Source organism: Eubacterium oxidoreducens (assembly GCF_900104415.1).
Taxonomy (GTDB): domain Bacteria; phylum Bacillota; class Clostridia; order Lachnospirales; family Lachnospiraceae; genus Eubacterium_C; species Eubacterium_C oxidoreducens.
Window position 1 is genome coordinate 25,951 of record NZ_FMXR01000015.1, and the last position, 15,686, is coordinate 41,636.

General features: G+C 38.5%; 17 protein-coding genes. All 17 read right to left on the reverse strand.

All coding sequences use genetic code 11. The annotated features are described in order from the left end of the window. Window positions 1–2: 2 nt before the first annotated feature. The 17 genes from BLS20_RS10155 to BLS20_RS10235 all read right to left on the reverse strand — a co-directional run bounded on the left by BLS20_RS10155 (window position 3) and on the right by BLS20_RS10235 (window position 15,613). On the reverse strand, window positions 3–911 hold the full coding sequence (locus BLS20_RS10155) for a ParM/StbA family protein (protein ID WP_090174263.1): 909 nt from the start codon (window positions 909–911) through the stop codon (window positions 3–5). 14 nt (window positions 912–925) lie between these two features. Next, entirely contained in the window at window positions 926–2,950 is a 2,025-nt protein-coding gene (locus tag BLS20_RS10160) for a type IA DNA topoisomerase (protein ID WP_090174264.1), read from the reverse strand. 76 nt (window positions 2,951–3,026) lie between these two features. Then, the gene (locus BLS20_RS10165) at window positions 3,027–3,404 is read right to left on the reverse strand and encodes a hypothetical protein (RefSeq protein ID WP_090174265.1); all 378 of its coding nucleotides are present in this window, start codon (window positions 3,402–3,404) and stop codon (window positions 3,027–3,029) included. A gap of 41 nt (window positions 3,405–3,445) precedes the next feature. Beyond that, on the reverse strand, window positions 3,446–4,441 hold the full coding sequence (locus BLS20_RS10170) for a hypothetical protein (protein ID WP_143010256.1): 996 nt from the start codon (window positions 4,439–4,441) through the stop codon (window positions 3,446–3,448). A gap of 455 nt (window positions 4,442–4,896) precedes the next feature. Next, window positions 4,897–5,622, reverse strand: coding sequence for a hypothetical protein (locus BLS20_RS10175; RefSeq protein ID WP_090174267.1), 726 nt, complete (start codon window positions 5,620–5,622; stop codon window positions 4,897–4,899). Between the two features lie 146 nt (window positions 5,623–5,768). Continuing rightward, the gene (locus tag BLS20_RS10180; protein WP_090174268.1) at window positions 5,769–6,035 is read right to left on the reverse strand and encodes a hypothetical protein; all 267 of its coding nucleotides are present in this window, start codon (window positions 6,033–6,035) and stop codon (window positions 5,769–5,771) included. Between the two features lie 15 nt (window positions 6,036–6,050). Further along, a complete protein-coding gene (locus BLS20_RS10185; RefSeq protein WP_090174269.1) occupies window positions 6,051–6,287 on the reverse strand; it encodes a hypothetical protein in 237 nt (78 codons plus the stop codon). Then, window positions 6,284–6,562, reverse strand: coding sequence for a hypothetical protein (locus tag BLS20_RS10190; protein ID WP_090174270.1), 279 nt, complete (start codon window positions 6,560–6,562; stop codon window positions 6,284–6,286). Before BLS20_RS10190 ends, BLS20_RS10185 begins: the two co-directional genes overlap by 4 nt. Continuing rightward, window positions 6,531–6,971, reverse strand: coding sequence for a hypothetical protein (locus BLS20_RS10195; protein WP_090174271.1), 441 nt, complete (start codon window positions 6,969–6,971; stop codon window positions 6,531–6,533). Before BLS20_RS10195 ends, BLS20_RS10190 begins: the two co-directional genes overlap by 32 nt. A 33-nt stretch (window positions 6,972–7,004) precedes the next feature. Then, the gene (locus BLS20_RS10200; RefSeq protein ID WP_090174272.1) at window positions 7,005–7,478 is read right to left on the reverse strand and encodes a hypothetical protein; all 474 of its coding nucleotides are present in this window, start codon (window positions 7,476–7,478) and stop codon (window positions 7,005–7,007) included. Window positions 7,479–7,908: 430 nt separating this feature from the next. Further along, the gene (locus BLS20_RS10205; RefSeq protein ID WP_090174273.1) at window positions 7,909–8,394 is read right to left on the reverse strand and encodes a pyridoxamine 5'-phosphate oxidase family protein; all 486 of its coding nucleotides are present in this window, start codon (window positions 8,392–8,394) and stop codon (window positions 7,909–7,911) included. Between the two features lie 24 nt (window positions 8,395–8,418). Next, on the reverse strand, window positions 8,419–9,444 hold the full coding sequence (locus tag BLS20_RS10210) for a S66 family peptidase (RefSeq protein WP_090174274.1): 1,026 nt from the start codon (window positions 9,442–9,444) through the stop codon (window positions 8,419–8,421). Between the two features lie 267 nt (window positions 9,445–9,711). Further along, on the reverse strand, window positions 9,712–10,710 hold the full coding sequence (locus BLS20_RS10215; RefSeq protein WP_090174275.1) for a methyl-accepting chemotaxis protein: 999 nt from the start codon (window positions 10,708–10,710) through the stop codon (window positions 9,712–9,714). A 17-nt stretch (window positions 10,711–10,727) separates the two neighbouring features. Further along, complete coding sequence (locus BLS20_RS10220; RefSeq protein ID WP_176762371.1) at window positions 10,728–11,819, reverse strand: FIST N-terminal domain-containing protein; 1,092 nt, start codon at window positions 11,817–11,819, stop codon at window positions 10,728–10,730. A 170-nt stretch (window positions 11,820–11,989) separates the two neighbouring features. Continuing rightward, a complete protein-coding gene (locus BLS20_RS10225) occupies window positions 11,990–12,970 on the reverse strand; it encodes an ABC transporter permease (RefSeq protein WP_090174277.1) in 981 nt (326 codons plus the stop codon). 1 nt (window position 12,971) lies between these two features. Beyond that, window positions 12,972–14,084 carry an ABC transporter permease gene (locus BLS20_RS10230; RefSeq protein ID WP_090174278.1) on the reverse strand — a complete coding sequence of 371 codons (1,113 nt, stop codon included), beginning with the start codon at window positions 14,082–14,084 and terminating at the stop codon, window positions 12,972–12,974. Next, window positions 14,081–15,613, reverse strand: coding sequence for an ABC transporter ATP-binding protein (locus BLS20_RS10235; protein WP_090174279.1), 1,533 nt, complete (start codon window positions 15,611–15,613; stop codon window positions 14,081–14,083). The genes BLS20_RS10230 and BLS20_RS10235 overlap by 4 nt, the downstream gene beginning before the upstream one ends. Window positions 15,614–15,686: the final 73 nt, after the last annotated feature.

Genomic DNA, 15,686 nt, shown 5'->3' on the forward strand with positions numbered 1-15,686 from the left:
ATTTACCCTTCTTTCTTTAATCCTGACAAAAATTCATAGCCGATTGCGTTTGCCTTCATATCTTCAATAAAAGTGTGTTTTCCGACTTTTTTAGCAAGAGCTTTTTTGAGAAGTAGACTTCCACCGCCCATAAACACGACATAGGCTGTTTTTAAATCAATCCCAAACTCTCTAAACATTCCAATCAGCCTATCAACATAAGCATCTGCACATTCTCTTACGGTTTCCACAATGGCTTTTTCGTAAAACCTTGCATCTCCTAACAAAATAGCATCAATTTCATCTTCCGAAATAAGACTATGCGTTCTTTTTGAAACCGCCTTTTGTGTCATGCGATAAAAATGAATAGTTCCAAACTCCATAGAGTCCGTATCTTCAATGTCAATCTTTCCTTTTCTGAGCGTCATGTAATCAGAGGTAAATCCTCCAATATCAACTCCAACGACCCTTGGATAACCTCGAAACTGTGCAAATTTTGTCATCATTGCAGAATAGCACTGTGCAAAAACAGATACGGATTTGATAGAAATATGAAACATCCTACCCATATAGGTAAATTCAATATCATCTCTTCTAAAATACCTCTGAAAGGCTCTTTTTAAGGTATCATCATACATATGAGCAGGCGGAAGCCCGACTAAGAGACGAATTTCTCCATTATACCGATTCATTCTTTGCAGTTCCTTTGCAATGGCAATTAGGGTTAAGATAAAATATCTTTCGCTTTTCGATTTGTCTTCTAAGTATTCCATTCGCTTCATGGAAATTGCATACCAATAATCCTCAAATTTGATGTATTCATTTTGCGGAATTGTGGAGGGAGCGGATTCAAGTTTCACCACTCCCGCAGGGAATACTTCGTGTTTTGTTTTCATCTGTTTGTTTCCTGTATCTACTGCAATCTTAATCATTCTTTAATCTCCTTTTAGATAAAGCCATCTCTAGCTGTTACTTTTCTTTCGTTTTTGTTGTAATCAAGGGCTTTTTTATAGGGATTTCCTTTTTTCGACTCAAAACTCTTTACGATAAACCCTTTTGTAAGAAGGTCTTTTACTTCCGCTTTCGTAATTGGCTTTCCCCAAAATTCCTTAAAAATACCAATCGAGCAACCTTTTTCTTTCCAATTTGAGCAAAAATAGGCTTTCTTTCCTTCTAAAATGTCACCACCACAAAACGGGCACTCGCAAATAACCTTTCCCATGCCTGATTTTGGGATTTTCTTGATTTCCTCAATCATTTCCTGAACGTCCTTTTCGCCTTTTAAAAGGGCTTCATTTGCGTCTAATTTGCCACTTCTAATATCCCCTAGCATATTTTCCCATTCGCCTGTCATATCAACCTTAAAAAGCCCTAAATGACCGAATTTTGCCACAATATCCATTGCGTATTTCGTTGGAGCAAATTGGTAAACCTTACGATTTTTTTCTCTTGTCAAAAAGACATTTCCGTTTTTGTCTTTTTTGGTAAGCTGTGATAAAATTCCTGCTCTTGTTGCAGGTGTTCCCACAGAAAGCTCCTTGCTTTTAAGCGAAATATCATTTAAGTATTTACTCGGATTTTCAAGAGCCATAATCATTGTGGCGTCCGTAAATCTTGTCGGCTTTTTTGCCTCGTGCGGGATAGGTTTATATTCCATTACATTTAACTCTTGTCCAATAATAAGAGATGGGATATGCACTTCTTTTGGAAAGTTCATAATGTCAAAATTAAAATATCCCTTATCTTTTGCGGTAAGCCCTTTGGCTGTAAATTCTTCGTCATTTACCTCTAAAGTGACAATCGTTTCTTCAAAAATAGCAGGTGGCATAAACATCATAAGGCATCTACGTTTGATTGTTTCATAAACCTTTAAGTGATTTCCGCTAAGGCTTGTCGGTCTTTTAGAAGTTACGATAAGTGCCGTATGCCCTTCCTTATCGACTTCTTTTTGATTGATAAACTTCTTTACTCCTTTAGGCATATCAACCTGAGTTGGAACATCTGTCATAACTCCTTCTTTTGCTGTTTTTAAAATTACAGACAAATCCTCGGATTCACTAAGGTATTCACAGCCTGTTCTTGGGTAAGTTACATAGCCTTTTTCATAAAGTTCTTGCAAAATGGCAAGTGTCATAGACGCTTCGATTCCGTCTTTTGCCATAAATGCTTGCAAGGTAGACAGTTTAAACAATTTTGGTGGATAAACTTTCTTTTCCTTTTTCTCAAAATCTGTAACGACCATCACTTTATCAAGTGATTTTGCAAAATCCTCTGCCTTTTCTTTTGTCTGAAATTCAGCCAAATTACTTGCATCAAAATCATCTAGCAAGGCGTTTACGGTATAGTGCTTTGATGGAACGAAATTATTGATTTCGTTTTCCCGATTTACAACCATTGCGACAATGGCACTTTTTACTCGACCTGATTTGACAAGCATACCTGCCCGATTTGTAATCGCATTTGTTGCGTTCATACCAAACAAATAGTCAAGCCTTTGTCTGATAAGGGCTTCGTGATACAAGTTTTCAAAGAAATCTTCACTATCATCTCTCAAATTTAAAAGTGCATTTAAAATATCTTTATCCGTGGTGGAATTAAGCCAATAACGCTTAACAGGAAGTTTGTTTTTGGCATAAACAAGGACTTCTCTTACAAGAAGTTCCCCTTCTCTATCCGCATCTCCTGCATGGATAATGTAATCGACTCCGCTCATAAGTTCCTTTATATTTCGATAAGTCTTTACATCCTCTACACGATAATTCCATCCACCATAATCTTTTGGGTTGAACGGAAGATTATGAATATCCCACAAATTATCCTCTGTCATCTCTCGTGGCTCTACAAGTCTTAGAATATGACCATGTAAGGCACTAAAAATAATTTCATCTTTTATTTCATTTCTATGTTTTGTATAAACCTCTTTAATCTGTCTCATTAAAGACGGTTTTTCTGCAATTAGTAGTGATTTCACTTGTTTCTCCTTCCTAATAGGTATTAAAAAAGTGAAAAAAGAAAAAGGCGGATTGTTTTGTCCGCCTATATCCTTTTTAGTCAGGAACGTCAATGCCTGTTCCGTCAAGCATTGAGCCTGAAATCCAGCCAATGATGATAGACAATGCTAAGATTGCAACATATGCAACGATAATTCTCTTAAGCCAAGAAATAGAACTATCTACAGTTCTTTCGTTTTTGCTAAAGAAAATTAAGAAAATGCAAATTGCTGCTGCGACACCTGCTGATGCAGTTGAAATTCCTCGGATAAAGCTCTGAATGTTATCTGAGATTGTTGAAACAGTTTCTTCAAGGTCTTCCTCGGCAAAATACGTATTTCCGTGCATAGCACCTATCATTGCTCCTGTGATGGAGTAGTAGGTGACAGATGCCTTGCTCACAAGTCTATCTTTAACCATTTTTAATTTATGCATTTTATCCCTCCTTTTCTCTTATATAAGTACATCAAACAAAATTACCATCCGTTTACTTCTCCTGTGCATTTCAAAAGAATGTATGTTGTCTGCATTTCATGCCAAGAATCATCAATCTGTTCGTCTGTGTAATTAAGTCTATTTTGCACCCTATTCATGGTTGCTTGTTTTGTGCTTGGAAGTGTTCCGTTTTTCAGCATCCTAAAAATTACGTTAATGACTTTCTTAGTTTGCGTTGTTGACAGCAAAGAAAGAATTTCTTCTTGGAGCTGTTTTAATTCCGCCTCTTCACTTCCAAGACACTCATCTTCCGCTGATGCAACTTGCAAACTTGCATTAGATGAAAGAATGTCTTGATTTGTGCCTGTATTGTCTTGATTTGGTGCATCAAGAAAAACAAAAGACTGTCTAAGTTCTCCTTCTACGACTTCTCTGCAAATTTTAAGTGACGGCTTTACCTTAATATTCAAGCGTTCTCTTAATTGCATGGCTTGCAGTTCAATCGGATAATTTGCAAATAAATTATCTTCGTCACACATATTGTGATAAACATTGATAATTCTCTCGACCTGTGCGGAATGTGCAAGGTCTTCACTTTTTAACTTTCGCACGAGTTTTGGAGCTGTTCTTGACACGGTTATCTTTAAATAAGATGGGAAAGCTCCCTTTTTTCTTGTGAATTTTTCAAGAGCGTGTTCAAAAGAATAGATATAACACTCTGAAAAGAAATCTCCATAAATAAGAGATTCGTCAAAAAGTCCAAGTTTTTTTGCGGTCGTTTCGTAAAGCGGAAAAAATGCACAAAAAAGTTCAACTTTTGCATCATCAACTTCCTCTTTTGTAGAGCGTTTATCGTAAATAATCTCTACTAATTTTTCGATTCTTTCCGTAGAAACTTTCTTCATGTTCTTTAAAATACTTCGCCTGACTTCCCAATGCAGTTTATTTACGTTGTATTCATCTTGCAAAGTGTTTTTGAGTCTAAAGTAGGTTTCTTCGTTTTGGTGCTTAAAAAAATCAAATGTTAATTGTTCCATGATTCCCCTCCTAAAGCAGTGATGCAAAAAACTCGTCTTCTGCGTTTTTTTTTGAATATTCTTAATTGGGGAACTTACTTGCCTAACTTCTGTAGCTGGGAAACGCCCGCCGTTAAATTTCATCTTTTTTTGTGGAATCTTCTTTGCCGCAAAATACCTTGAAAGCGGAGCAATCGGGATTCCTGTAACCTTTGCAACTAACTCCATTGAGTAGTTTTTCTCGATATAAAGTGTTTCGAGTTGCTTTTGAGTCCATTGCATTTTTAATCTTTCTCCTTCCTTAAAGTGCTAAATAACGAACCATGACAGCGAAAAATACCAAGAACATAAGCCCAATAATGCTTAGAGTGATTGCTGTTCCGTATTCGCCAAAAATAACCTTCATTTTTTTCATCTCCTTTCGTTTGAAATTTGCACCCACTTGTTAATATGGTTTTTGGGATTTTTTGTAGACATTAATTTCGCGCGATTGACAAAACAGATGTGTAACGAGAAGCTACGTCTTCATAACTGTCTGATGAACGATTTTTAAGTTCGCTTTGAATTAAGGCGACATCATCTGCATCAAGACTGTAGGTTTCGACATAAGAAGTCGTGCCACTTCCTGCAACGATTTTGGTATAAGTCTGTCCATTGTACTCAACAGATTCCTCTGTTTCGCTACTTTCAACTTGCTCCATTTTGGCAAGAGCGGAGTCTAAAACATTGCTATACTCCTCATCTGTTAACCAAAGCGAATCATCTCCCAAAGTGCTTAGATATTTTTCGCTAATAGAACGAACAGATGATGCGTCTAAGGAAACAATTGGAGAAGTGTCAACAAGTAGCAAACGAACAAATCCATAGGTTGTAATGCCCTCTGTCGTTGTGGCATACACCATAATGGTTGCCTCGCCGTTCTTACTCATGCTTGAAAGCCATGAATTTAAGGCTTCTTCACCGCCTACAACTCCGCTTTCTTTCACCTCTGCATTTCCAACGGTTTCAATCGTGACTTGTTCCATGATGGTTTCTTCTGTTAGCGTTTCATCACTTGACACAATGATTGCTTCATCAGATGAAATAGTCGCTGCTTCTGCATTTGTCTGATACAAGTCATAAGTGGTGTCTGCAAAAGCAGGAGTAACCGCCATAGTTCCTACAATTCCGATTAAAGCCAAAACTAAAATTCTCTTTTTCATAGGGCTTTCCTCCTTTCTTTAGATAAGTACATCAATGCATTGACGAAATAAAAAAAGCCCCACAAAGCAAAAAAAATGCTTTGCAGGGCTAATAACAGAAAGGAAAAATAATTCCACGATATATAAGTACACAAAAAAAAGAGGGCTTATGCCCCCTTTTTCAAAGTCATTTTTTCTGCACTGTCTGCCATTTCTGCACAGGCAAGTGCCATTTTTTTTACGGCTGTTTGATACACGCTGTGCACCTTCTTGCCGTCTACCATACCGTCTGCAAACTCCTCAATCATGGCGACATATTTATCCCATGCTTCGTCACTTGCATTGGACGAACCAAGCATACGCCCCCATAGGAACAAATCTGTGAATCTATCTATAATTTTCTGCTCCATTGGGGCTAATTTTTTGTTTGCCATTTTTGCAAATCCTCCTTATGAAATAGCGGAAGTGATGCTATCAAGCATTCCTCCACCAATCAATGCTTTGATGACAAAAAATGCCACCAAAGCGAATAGCAGTTTACTCAAAATCCTTCTAATATCAGGCAAAAACGCCATAAGCAATATCAAAAGAATAAATGCTCCGCTCCCACCTGCAAGTAATTTTGGCGAAATCACATCACTAATGCTACTTGCAAGGGAAACGAGGCTGTTCCAAATGGCTGTCATACAACCCCTCCTTTCTTTGTACTATAAGTACTTTTTTTCTTGGAGGCTTTTCGGGATTTCCATCCATCTACAGCCATTTTAAAACAGCCGGGGAAGAAACAATTAAATTCTTCTTCTGCTTCTTTGCCAAAGGCTTGCATTTTGCTTTTGGCATCAACGTAATGAGCGGAAATAAATTCGGCATCATCACGCTGATTAAAATAAATCAACACGGAAAGGTTTGTGCTCCCCGTTTCATATGGGTTAAGCACAACCATAATGGTCTTCTTGTCCATCTCGTAGAATCTCATACAGTTCCTCCTTTCCGATATAATCAAGACAGAATTTTTTCGTATCTGCCTCATTGGAAAACCTAATTGGACCGTAGCAATCCCACAGATTTCCGTTTGGATAGTGCGGAGAAAAATTCTCCACCCCCATCTCCCACACCATATCGTGCAGGATAAAGCCTATGTTCTTTTCAAAAGAAACATCGACCTTTGGGGCAAATCCCCATTTTTCTTTAATCTTTTTACGAACAAAGTCATCTACATCATCCTTGAACGCAAAAAGGTGTGCGGTGAGATATGTATCTTCCTCTCCGCAAATTGGAAGAACAATTATCATATCGAAATCGTCCTCTTTTTTATAAAACAACCCACCTTCAAGTGGGTTAACATCTCCTACATATTGCCAATTTGACATATATACATCACTCCTTTCTACAAAAAATTTTGTTTACAGTGATAATAAGAGAGAAACTTCTCTCAAAATCAGACGAAGTTGATTCTGCACCAAAAGGGCAGGAAACTCGTCTGCAATCTTAGAGACGTCTGTTTCAAGACACTCTAAGTAATAGCGATGTAATACTGTCTTCGGTGACAGTTCATCACATAATGCGTAAAATGTAACGAGAGCTTCGTTCATTACGCATCTATCAATTACCACCTCAGTACCTCTTGGAATGAGGTTCGAGACGGCAAAATAAATTCGAGAAAGTCTGTGGACTTTATAATTTAATCCAAACTCCTCTTTCTTGTTATCTAGGAACAATCTAAGAATTGCCATTTCTAGTTCTTCACTAGGATTTAGAAATGAGCACAATTCTGAAGCCCTTTTTAGCAGGTCCTCGATTGTTTCATCTGACAACTCGGGCGTGCCCCATGTGCGAGCACCAAAAACTTCTTTCAGTAGCATATTTGTCTTTCTCATAGACAATTCCTCCTTTTTTAAGATTTATTATTTTTTATCAATCTATAAGTACCTTAAAAATTCCCTTCACTTTATCTATGGGCAAGGTTTTGGCAAAATCTGCACTTTTTTATCAAAAAAAATAAAAAATTCTGCATTTTTTACAAAATGTTTGACAATAATTGTTTATGTATATATAATAGGTATTAGAAAAGGTAGATTTAGACAAAAGGCTCGATGCTTGCACGGGTGCAATTGCTAAATGTGCCTTTATTTTTTTGCATAAAAAAAAGACCTATTCGGTCTACTGATTAAATATCTGATTAAATTAAAATTGGTCAAGTCGCTCCTTTCCGCTAAAACAAAGGGTTTTTAAGGCTTTTACTCACGGGTTCGATTCCCGTTGGCAGCTTATAAAAGCAATGAAGCAATCGCCTCATTGCTTTTACTTTTATCTAAGTCCTTCCGGAATCGGTCTGTGTTTTGCAGTGTATTCCGATACCTCAATCTTAATCATGGTTACAATCGAAACAAGCTTTTCATTGAATTCAAAATCCATCCCTGTCTGCGACTTCATAAATGTACTCATCATTGCAATCTTTTCCTGCGAGTCATTAACAATCTTCGCCTTTCCTCGTCCCATCAGTGAATAATAAGACATCCCATACTGACAAGCCACTTTACCCTCAAATGGTACCACATCACATTCCATTTCAAAGCAGCATACCGGATTTTTCTCTATCACATCGAGTTTATATCCCTTAACAGCACTGTGCAGATACAACTCTAGTTTCCCCTCTTCAAATGTATATCCAAAATTCATTGGCACTATATAAGGAATCCCATCATCTACCAACCCTAAATGCAACACCTTACATTTACTAAGAATCGTTGCAATCTCATTTAGATCCGTTATTTCTAGTTCTCTTCTTGTCATCTATTTTCCTCCTGTCCTTCCTTACTAGATTATTTTCATATCCACCGTAATTTCATCTCCTATAGCATCAATGACTGCATAGCTTCCGCAAATCAGCGGCATGGATGGAGGCAGATGCCCAAAATCACAATCCATCACGATCGGTACATTATATTTGCCAAGAATCCCTTTTACTGCCTCATATTGGTCCAAGCCAAACATCGGCTGATCATACAGCATCGGCCTTCCAATTATAAAACCGCTGGCACCGCGAAACCATCCGGCTTCATCCAACTGCCATAACGCACGCCTGATGGACATCACATTAAGATCACAGCATTCTAAAAACCAGATAATTCCATCCTCTCCATATAAAGAGTTAAATAGCTTCACTTGATCATATCCGGTCCCCACCAGATTGGACAAACAATCGAGGCACCCGCCTATCATTCGCCCTTCCATATGAACCCGGTCTTCTTTTTGACCATAAATCAAATGCTTATCATTGGTACAATTATACGGTGCAAGCGGATTGTCCTCAGACTTAAGCGATTCCATCTCCCATTTATCATATCCATGAACGGTAAGATTGGTTCCTCGCAGCACTCCATACGCATCATATAACGCACGATGCCAAGGCTCCATGCCAAATGTTGCAGCGCATGGCCCATATATAGATGCCACATTACATAATGTCGTCAGCAAAAAAGTAAAATTCGTATTGTCAGAATAGCCCATATACCACTTAGGCTCCGCATTCTTGATTCGTTCAAAATCCATATGCGACAAAATCTCACACATCAGCTCACCGCCTCCGCATGAAATCAGCACATCACTTTGATCGTCACAAAATGCCATCATAAGCTCATCTGCACACGCTTTTGGTGTATTACTAATTCCAATTCCACTTCCTTCGTAAACATTTGGGCCAAGCCAAACGCTATGCCCCATCTCTTTCCATTTTTCAATAGAATGTTCAAAACCACTTTTATAAGGTTCTATATTGCAGCCAAATGCAGGTGCAACAAATCCGATTGTTCCATGTTCTTCTAAAAATTTCGGATAACGCATTCCATACTCCTTCCATAATATCTTCACATAACGTTCACATTTCTCACATGAAGTAATCACAATTCAATTATATACTATATTCATCAGATGAGGGAAACTCATTTGATACTCTCAGACAAACGCCCCTAAAAGTTTGTTCTGAGCAGTTAATTTTTTCATAATCTCATCCCCCCTGAGCTACATGGCAACATGTAGCTCAGCTTTGTCTTGACAGCAAAAAAGACCGGAAATATCATTTGATACTTCCGGTCATCTACCTATAACAGGTTACTTTGTTTCTACAATTCTGTCGACTAAAGGTCTAATCTGCTCAAGAACATTTGTCATATCCTCAAACATGTACCCCTTCTTGGTAATTTTATTCTTTAGATCATTCACATTTTCTGCCACATCACTAAAATATTCCTGCGATCCTTCAATATCCTGTGCCACCGATATGATTTCATTATCACAATTTTGAATCACAACCGACATTTGTTCACTTTCCTCGCGTACCCGATCCGCCACGCTTCGAATAGAATTAATCACTTCTTCTGTCTCATTGATACTTTCATGTGATGCATCAATGGCTTTCTTGGTATCCTCAAGTGAATCAAACAAGCGATTGTTATTATCGCCAAGCTCATCCATACTCTCATCAATATCACTGACTACATCTTTGATTTCCTGTGCCAGCTTATTTACCTCTGTAGCAACCACAGCAAAGCCTTTTCCTGCTTCTCCCGCTCTGGCAGCTTCGATGGATGCATTGAGCGCCAACAGATTGGTCTGTGTGGCAAATCCATTAATCAATTCCACCTTTTGCTTAATATCATCAAAACTCTTTTGGAATTCATCAAATACTTTTTGCATCTCTTCGATTGTTTCAAGAACCGAATCAGAGCTGGCATCGACCTTTTGCATTCCCTCACTTGAGCCATCTGCCGCCGTCATAAGTTCATCGATAATATTTTCAAAATGTTCCGTCACCGTATTGATGGATTGAAATTCCATCTGAAAATTCTCAACACTTTCAATGATATTTTCATATCTTTCCTGCACCAATCCAAACGAATCGTGTATGGTATCAATTCCACTGATTGTTACATACTCTTCATCTTGTAATTTTCGCTTTTGTATTAATGCAAAATCGCCAATTGCTTTAATTGGTTCAAGTTGTTCTTCTTTCGTTCTTAATGGCTTTTTCTTAATCGTCGCTTTTACAACTTGCGGCTCCGCCTTTTGTTCGATCTTAACTTCTTGTTTATTTCTGTTAAAAAATCCCATGACTTCGTTCTCCTTTCCTATTCGAACACAACTACAACCATAGTCTGATTTACATGCTGGAGCTTATATTGTTCACCGCCTCCAACTACACCGACATGTGGTCCTAAATCTTCCATATTGGAAAGGAATCGATCCATGTATTTTTCATTACCAAACAAAATATGTCGATAAATGCAATTAATCGTAAATACAAATGACACCTTACCATCCGAAGCTATTTTCTCTCTGGTCTGTTCATTAATCTGATCATAATCAAGCAATTCCAAGATGGCAATCGTATCATTTTCATTTACCCGTTTGTATGAAATGATACTTCCATTCTTGCCAAGTTCGTATGGTGAAATAATATAAGTATCATCTCCCACGATTCGGCCAAGCGGATTTTGTAATGCATTATCAACGATTGCATTTCCACCAACGCCGGTCTCTTGCTCATAAACCGAAGTCGCTGCTTGATGATCCAGTGAAATCAACTCTCTATTAGATGTATTTACTTCTGTTGCAACATGTCTCTTGGCATCTACCGGAATTCCATAGATATTTTCTGAATAAGTTCGAATCTTACCGGAAGTATTCTTTACAACAAGCCAGGCACATGCATCTTCATAAATTGCTCCGTCCACACAGACATAAGCAGTCTTTCCATTTGGAACACCAAAAACAGTTCCACCTGCAAGCGTTATCCCTCTTTTCTCAAGGGCAACATTCATCGATGAAACGAGCTGTTCCTCATCATTTGTGCAATATTCAAGACACACTGTATTATCTGCAGTTGCCGAAAGACTCGTTAATGCCTGATCTAAATCATCAATATCATACAAAGGAGAAGTTGACAAAAACCTAAGCACGCCGCTCTTAACCTGCGCTCCCTGTCCAAATGCAACTACAACCAGAATCTGATCTGACACAACCTTTCCAACATAAGACGTCGCACTTGTTCCAATAAGTGGAACATCCGGATACTTTTCGGCTAAAAGGCCGGATATCTCTTCGAGACTTTCATAAGATGATTGAAAATAAATACCTGCCGGAGCACTGATCTTCGTCGTAGCTTCAGCAACAGCTTCTTTCGCTGCCTTTTTTTGAGATTTTCCGATTGTAATCTGCAAAATGCTTTCCTCCTTAATATCAAACACTTAAAACTCGTACATTTTTCCTAACACTAATGTGAGTATAACACTTAACTCCCATAATTGTCTATTACTTTTATCCTATTTTGCGAGTTTTTCTAACAAAACATAAAAAAGCACCGACTTTAATGTCGATGCTTTTAAAGATTTTATCGTTCTTCTCTATAATATGGAAGGCCAAGACTTTCCGGTGGTTGATTCTCTCTCTTGTTACGAATACTCGTAATTACTAATACAATAATCGTTACCACGTATGGAAGCATCTTAAAGATTTCCTGTGATGCACGATCCAATCCCGGAATGTATAAATATAAAATATATAATGCTCCAAACAAGAATGAACCCCAAATCGCATGAGCCGGATTCCACAATGCAAAGATTACAAGTGCAACTGCCAGCCAGCCTCTATCACCAAATCCGTTATTTGTCCAGGTTCCTCCTAGATATTCCATGACGAAATAAACTCCGCCTAATCCTGCAATTCCACCTCCTAAAACAGTTGTTACGTATTTATACTTTGTAACACTGATGCCGGCAGCATCTGCTGTTGCCGGGTTCTCACCTACTGCTCTAAGATTAAGTCCAACTCTTGTCTTCTTAAGCAAAAGCGTTAAACAAATTGCAAGTATCACTGCAACATAGGTCAAAAAACCATAAGAAAATAAAATCGGTCCGATTACCGGAATCTCTGAAAGTTTCGGTATACTCTGCTGAAAGGCCTTTGCAGTGGTTGCAACTGAAATCTGTCCAACACCACCTGCCAGCTTTGACATAGAACCTCCAAAGAAATTGCCAAATCCCACACCAAAAGTAGTAAGCGCAAGACCAACTACATTCTGATTAGCTCGAAGTGAAATGGTAAGAAAACTGTATATAAATGCTCCTAATGCCGCGCATCCAAATCCGCAAAGCAATGCGATAATAAGTCCTATAAATCCGTTTGGATTAGTTATTGCATTTTCATAATGAAAAGCGCCCATAAGACCGGCAACGCCACCCATGTACATAATACCCGGAATTCCAAGATTCAAGTTACCGCTCTTTTCCGTCATAATCTCACCGGTAGCACCAAATAGCATCGGTATTCCCTGACCAATAGCTTTTTGAATAAATACAACTATGATACCCATACTATTTTACCTCCTTTTTCGCACTATGAAATTCAATTTTATATTGAATAAAGAATTCACTACCAATTAAGAAAAACAGCAAAATACCGGTGATAACATCCGATGCATTATCATTCAGACCAAACTGGGATGCAATCTGAATTGCTCCTTGTTGTAAAAACGCAATCAAAAGTGACACTATAATCATAGATACTGCATTAAAATGCGCCATCCACGCAATAATAATTGCTGTAAATCCTCGGCCGCCCGCTGTCTCCGTCGATATCGTATGCGAAGAACCGCTAACCATTAAAAATCCCGCAAGTCCACAGATTGCTCCGGAAATTGCCATAGTTCTAAGGATAACTTTACGCACGGAAATACCGGCATAACGTGCCGTATTTTGACTCGCACCTACAACCGCTATTTCATATCCTTGCTTACTCTTAGACATATAGATGGACATAAATGCCGTAAGTGCCAGGACAATCACTACGATTAATACATAGGCCTGACTTGTACCAATCTGAGGAAGCCATCCTTTCTTAGTCGCGGAATTGATAATTCCAACCGTATTAGATCCAACCGGATTTTCCCAATATACGATGCAAAACGTAACAATCTGCGTGGCGACATAGTTCAGCATCAATGTAAACAGTGTTTCATTCGTATTAAGTCTAGCCTTGAAAAATGCCGGAATTAATCCCCATATCATTCCTGCGCCGCAGCTAACGATCACCATAACAATCATCAAAAGCCAACCAGCCATCTTATCGCTGCAATAAATCATAACAGCAGCACATGCACATCCGCCAACCAAGATCTGACCTTCTGCTCCGATATTCCAAAAACGCATCTTAAATGCCGGCGTCAATCCGACTGCGACAATTAACAAAATCATCGTCTCTCGAATCGTCTGCCAGGTACGACGAACATTTCCAACTGCTCCATCCACAAGCCCAACATAGACCTGAAGCGGATTTTGTTTTGTTATTACTACAATCACAAGTGCGCATACAATTAGTGCAAATACAACGGCAAGCACACGAATCATCCAGGCTTTTTTCCTCGGCATATCTTCGCGCTTAGCCAGACGGAACACGCCTTTATCATTTAAAGCATACGATGTTTTCATGATTTACTTGCCTCCTTTCCTCCGATCATAAGCAGACCGATTTCTTCTTTTGTCGTCTTTCTCGCATCTACAATACCGCTAATTTTTCCGTCACATAAAACCATGATGCGATCACACAAATCCATCAGCACATCCAAATCTTCACCGACACACATAACAGCAGTTCCTTTTTCTTTTTCTTCGCATAAAAGATTATAGATTGTATACGAAGAATTGATATCCAATCCTCTAACCGGATATGCTACCATCATAACGATTGGATCAGAAGCAATTTCTCGTCCAACCAAAACCTTTTGAACATTTCCTCCGGACAATCTTCCAACCGGATAATCCACTCCCGGAGTTACAACGTTCAAACGATCTACCACTCGCTCTGCTAACTTACGCGGCGACTTTCGATCCGCAAAAAAGAAACCGCCGTCTTTATAACCGCGAATCATCATATTATCTACCATGTCCATTCCGGCTACCAATCCCATACCAAGACGATCTTCCGGAACAAATGCCATATTGATTCCTAATTCTCTGATTTTCGCTGTCTTCATCCCCGAAATCTGTATTTCTTCACCGGATGGCGGATAATACAAAATTCTTCCGGATGATATCGTATGCAATCCAACGATGGATTCTAACAATTCTTTTTGACCGTTACCGGAGATACCGGCTATTCCAAGAATCTCCCCGCTATTGGCTGTAAAAGAAATATGTTCTAGAATATTTCTTCCCTCAAGATTTTTACAGACAAGATCTTCTACAACAATTCGCTTCTGCGTATTTACCGGATCCTTCCGATTAATATCAAGTGTTACTTTCTCACCCACCATCATTTCCGTGAGCTTTGAAGTGTCTGCATCTTTTGTATCAATCGTATCAATATATTTACCTTTTCTAAGAATCGTTACTCGATCTGATATCTCAAGAACCTCATTTAGTTTATGCGTAATAATGATAATTGACTTCCCACTCTTTTTCATATTACGCAAAACTTGAAAGAGTTTTTCCGTCTCCTGTGGTGTCAAAACAGCTGTAGGCTCATCAAGAATCAGTACATTGGCTCCTCGATATAACACTTTAACAATTTCAACCGTCTGCTTTTGTGAAACTGACATGTCATATATCTTTTGTGTCAGATCAAGTTCAAATCCATACTTATTTGTAAGTTCTTCGGCGTCTTTATAGATATCCTCTCTCTTAACGCCTCTTTTCCACTTATGACCAAGAACAATATTTTCACCGGCCGTCAATACATCCACCAATTTAAAATGTTGATGAATCATTCCGATTCCCAGATCAAAAGAATCCTTTGGTGAGCGAATCACAACTTCTTTTCCATCTACGAATATATTTCCCTCATCCGGAAAATAAATACCGGACAGCATATTCATAAGCGTAGTCTTTCCGCTTCCATTTTCTCCTAATATTGCTAAGATTTCGCCTTCTCTAACAGAAAGATTAATATTGTCATTTGCAACCACATCGCCAAAACGTTTGGTTATATTTTTTAGTTCAATGGCATTTTTCACTTCCACTTTGTTCCTCCTTAAACTGCTTTGTTCCCTTTCACAATTTTTCCATGAAAATGCAAAAACTCTGAAATAAAGC

Coding starts and splice junctions, on each gene's coding strand:
- BLS20_RS10215 (WP_090174275.1), bottom strand. CDS start 10,710: ATGGGATTTTTTAACAGAAATAAACAAGAAGTTAAGATCGAACAAAAG.
- BLS20_RS10185 (WP_090174269.1), bottom strand. CDS start 6,287: ATGACAGCCATTTGGAACAGCCTCGTTTCCCTTGCAAGTAGCATTAGT.
- BLS20_RS10225 (WP_090174277.1), bottom strand. CDS start 12,970: ATGGGTATCATAGTTGTATTTATTCAAAAAGCTATTGGTCAGGGAATA.
- BLS20_RS10180 (WP_090174268.1), bottom strand. CDS start 6,035: ATGGCAAACAAAAAATTAGCCCCAATGGAGCAGAAAATTATAGATAGA.
- BLS20_RS10190 (WP_090174270.1), bottom strand. CDS start 6,562: ATGGACAAGAAGACCATTATGGTTGTGCTTAACCCATATGAAACGGGG.
- BLS20_RS10155 (WP_090174263.1), bottom strand. CDS start 911: ATGATTAAGATTGCAGTAGATACAGGAAACAAACAGATGAAAACAAAA.
- BLS20_RS10200 (WP_090174272.1), bottom strand. CDS start 7,478: ATGAGAAAGACAAATATGCTACTGAAAGAAGTTTTTGGTGCTCGCACA.
- BLS20_RS10170 (WP_143010256.1), bottom strand. CDS start 4,441: ATGGAACAATTAACATTTGATTTTTTTAAGCACCAAAACGAAGAAACC.
- BLS20_RS10205 (WP_090174273.1), bottom strand. CDS start 8,394: ATGACAAGAAGAGAACTAGAAATAACGGATCTAAATGAGATTGCAACG.
- BLS20_RS10175 (WP_090174267.1), bottom strand. CDS start 5,622: ATGAAAAAGAGAATTTTAGTTTTGGCTTTAATCGGAATTGTAGGAACT.
- BLS20_RS10165 (WP_090174265.1), bottom strand. CDS start 3,404: ATGCATAAATTAAAAATGGTTAAAGATAGACTTGTGAGCAAGGCATCT.
- BLS20_RS10195 (WP_090174271.1), bottom strand. CDS start 6,971: ATGTCAAATTGGCAATATGTAGGAGATGTTAACCCACTTGAAGGTGGG.
- BLS20_RS10230 (WP_090174278.1), bottom strand. CDS start 14,084: ATGAAAACATCGTATGCTTTAAATGATAAAGGCGTGTTCCGTCTGGCT.
- BLS20_RS10210 (WP_090174274.1), bottom strand. CDS start 9,444: ATGCGTTATCCGAAATTTTTAGAAGAACATGGAACAATCGGATTTGTT.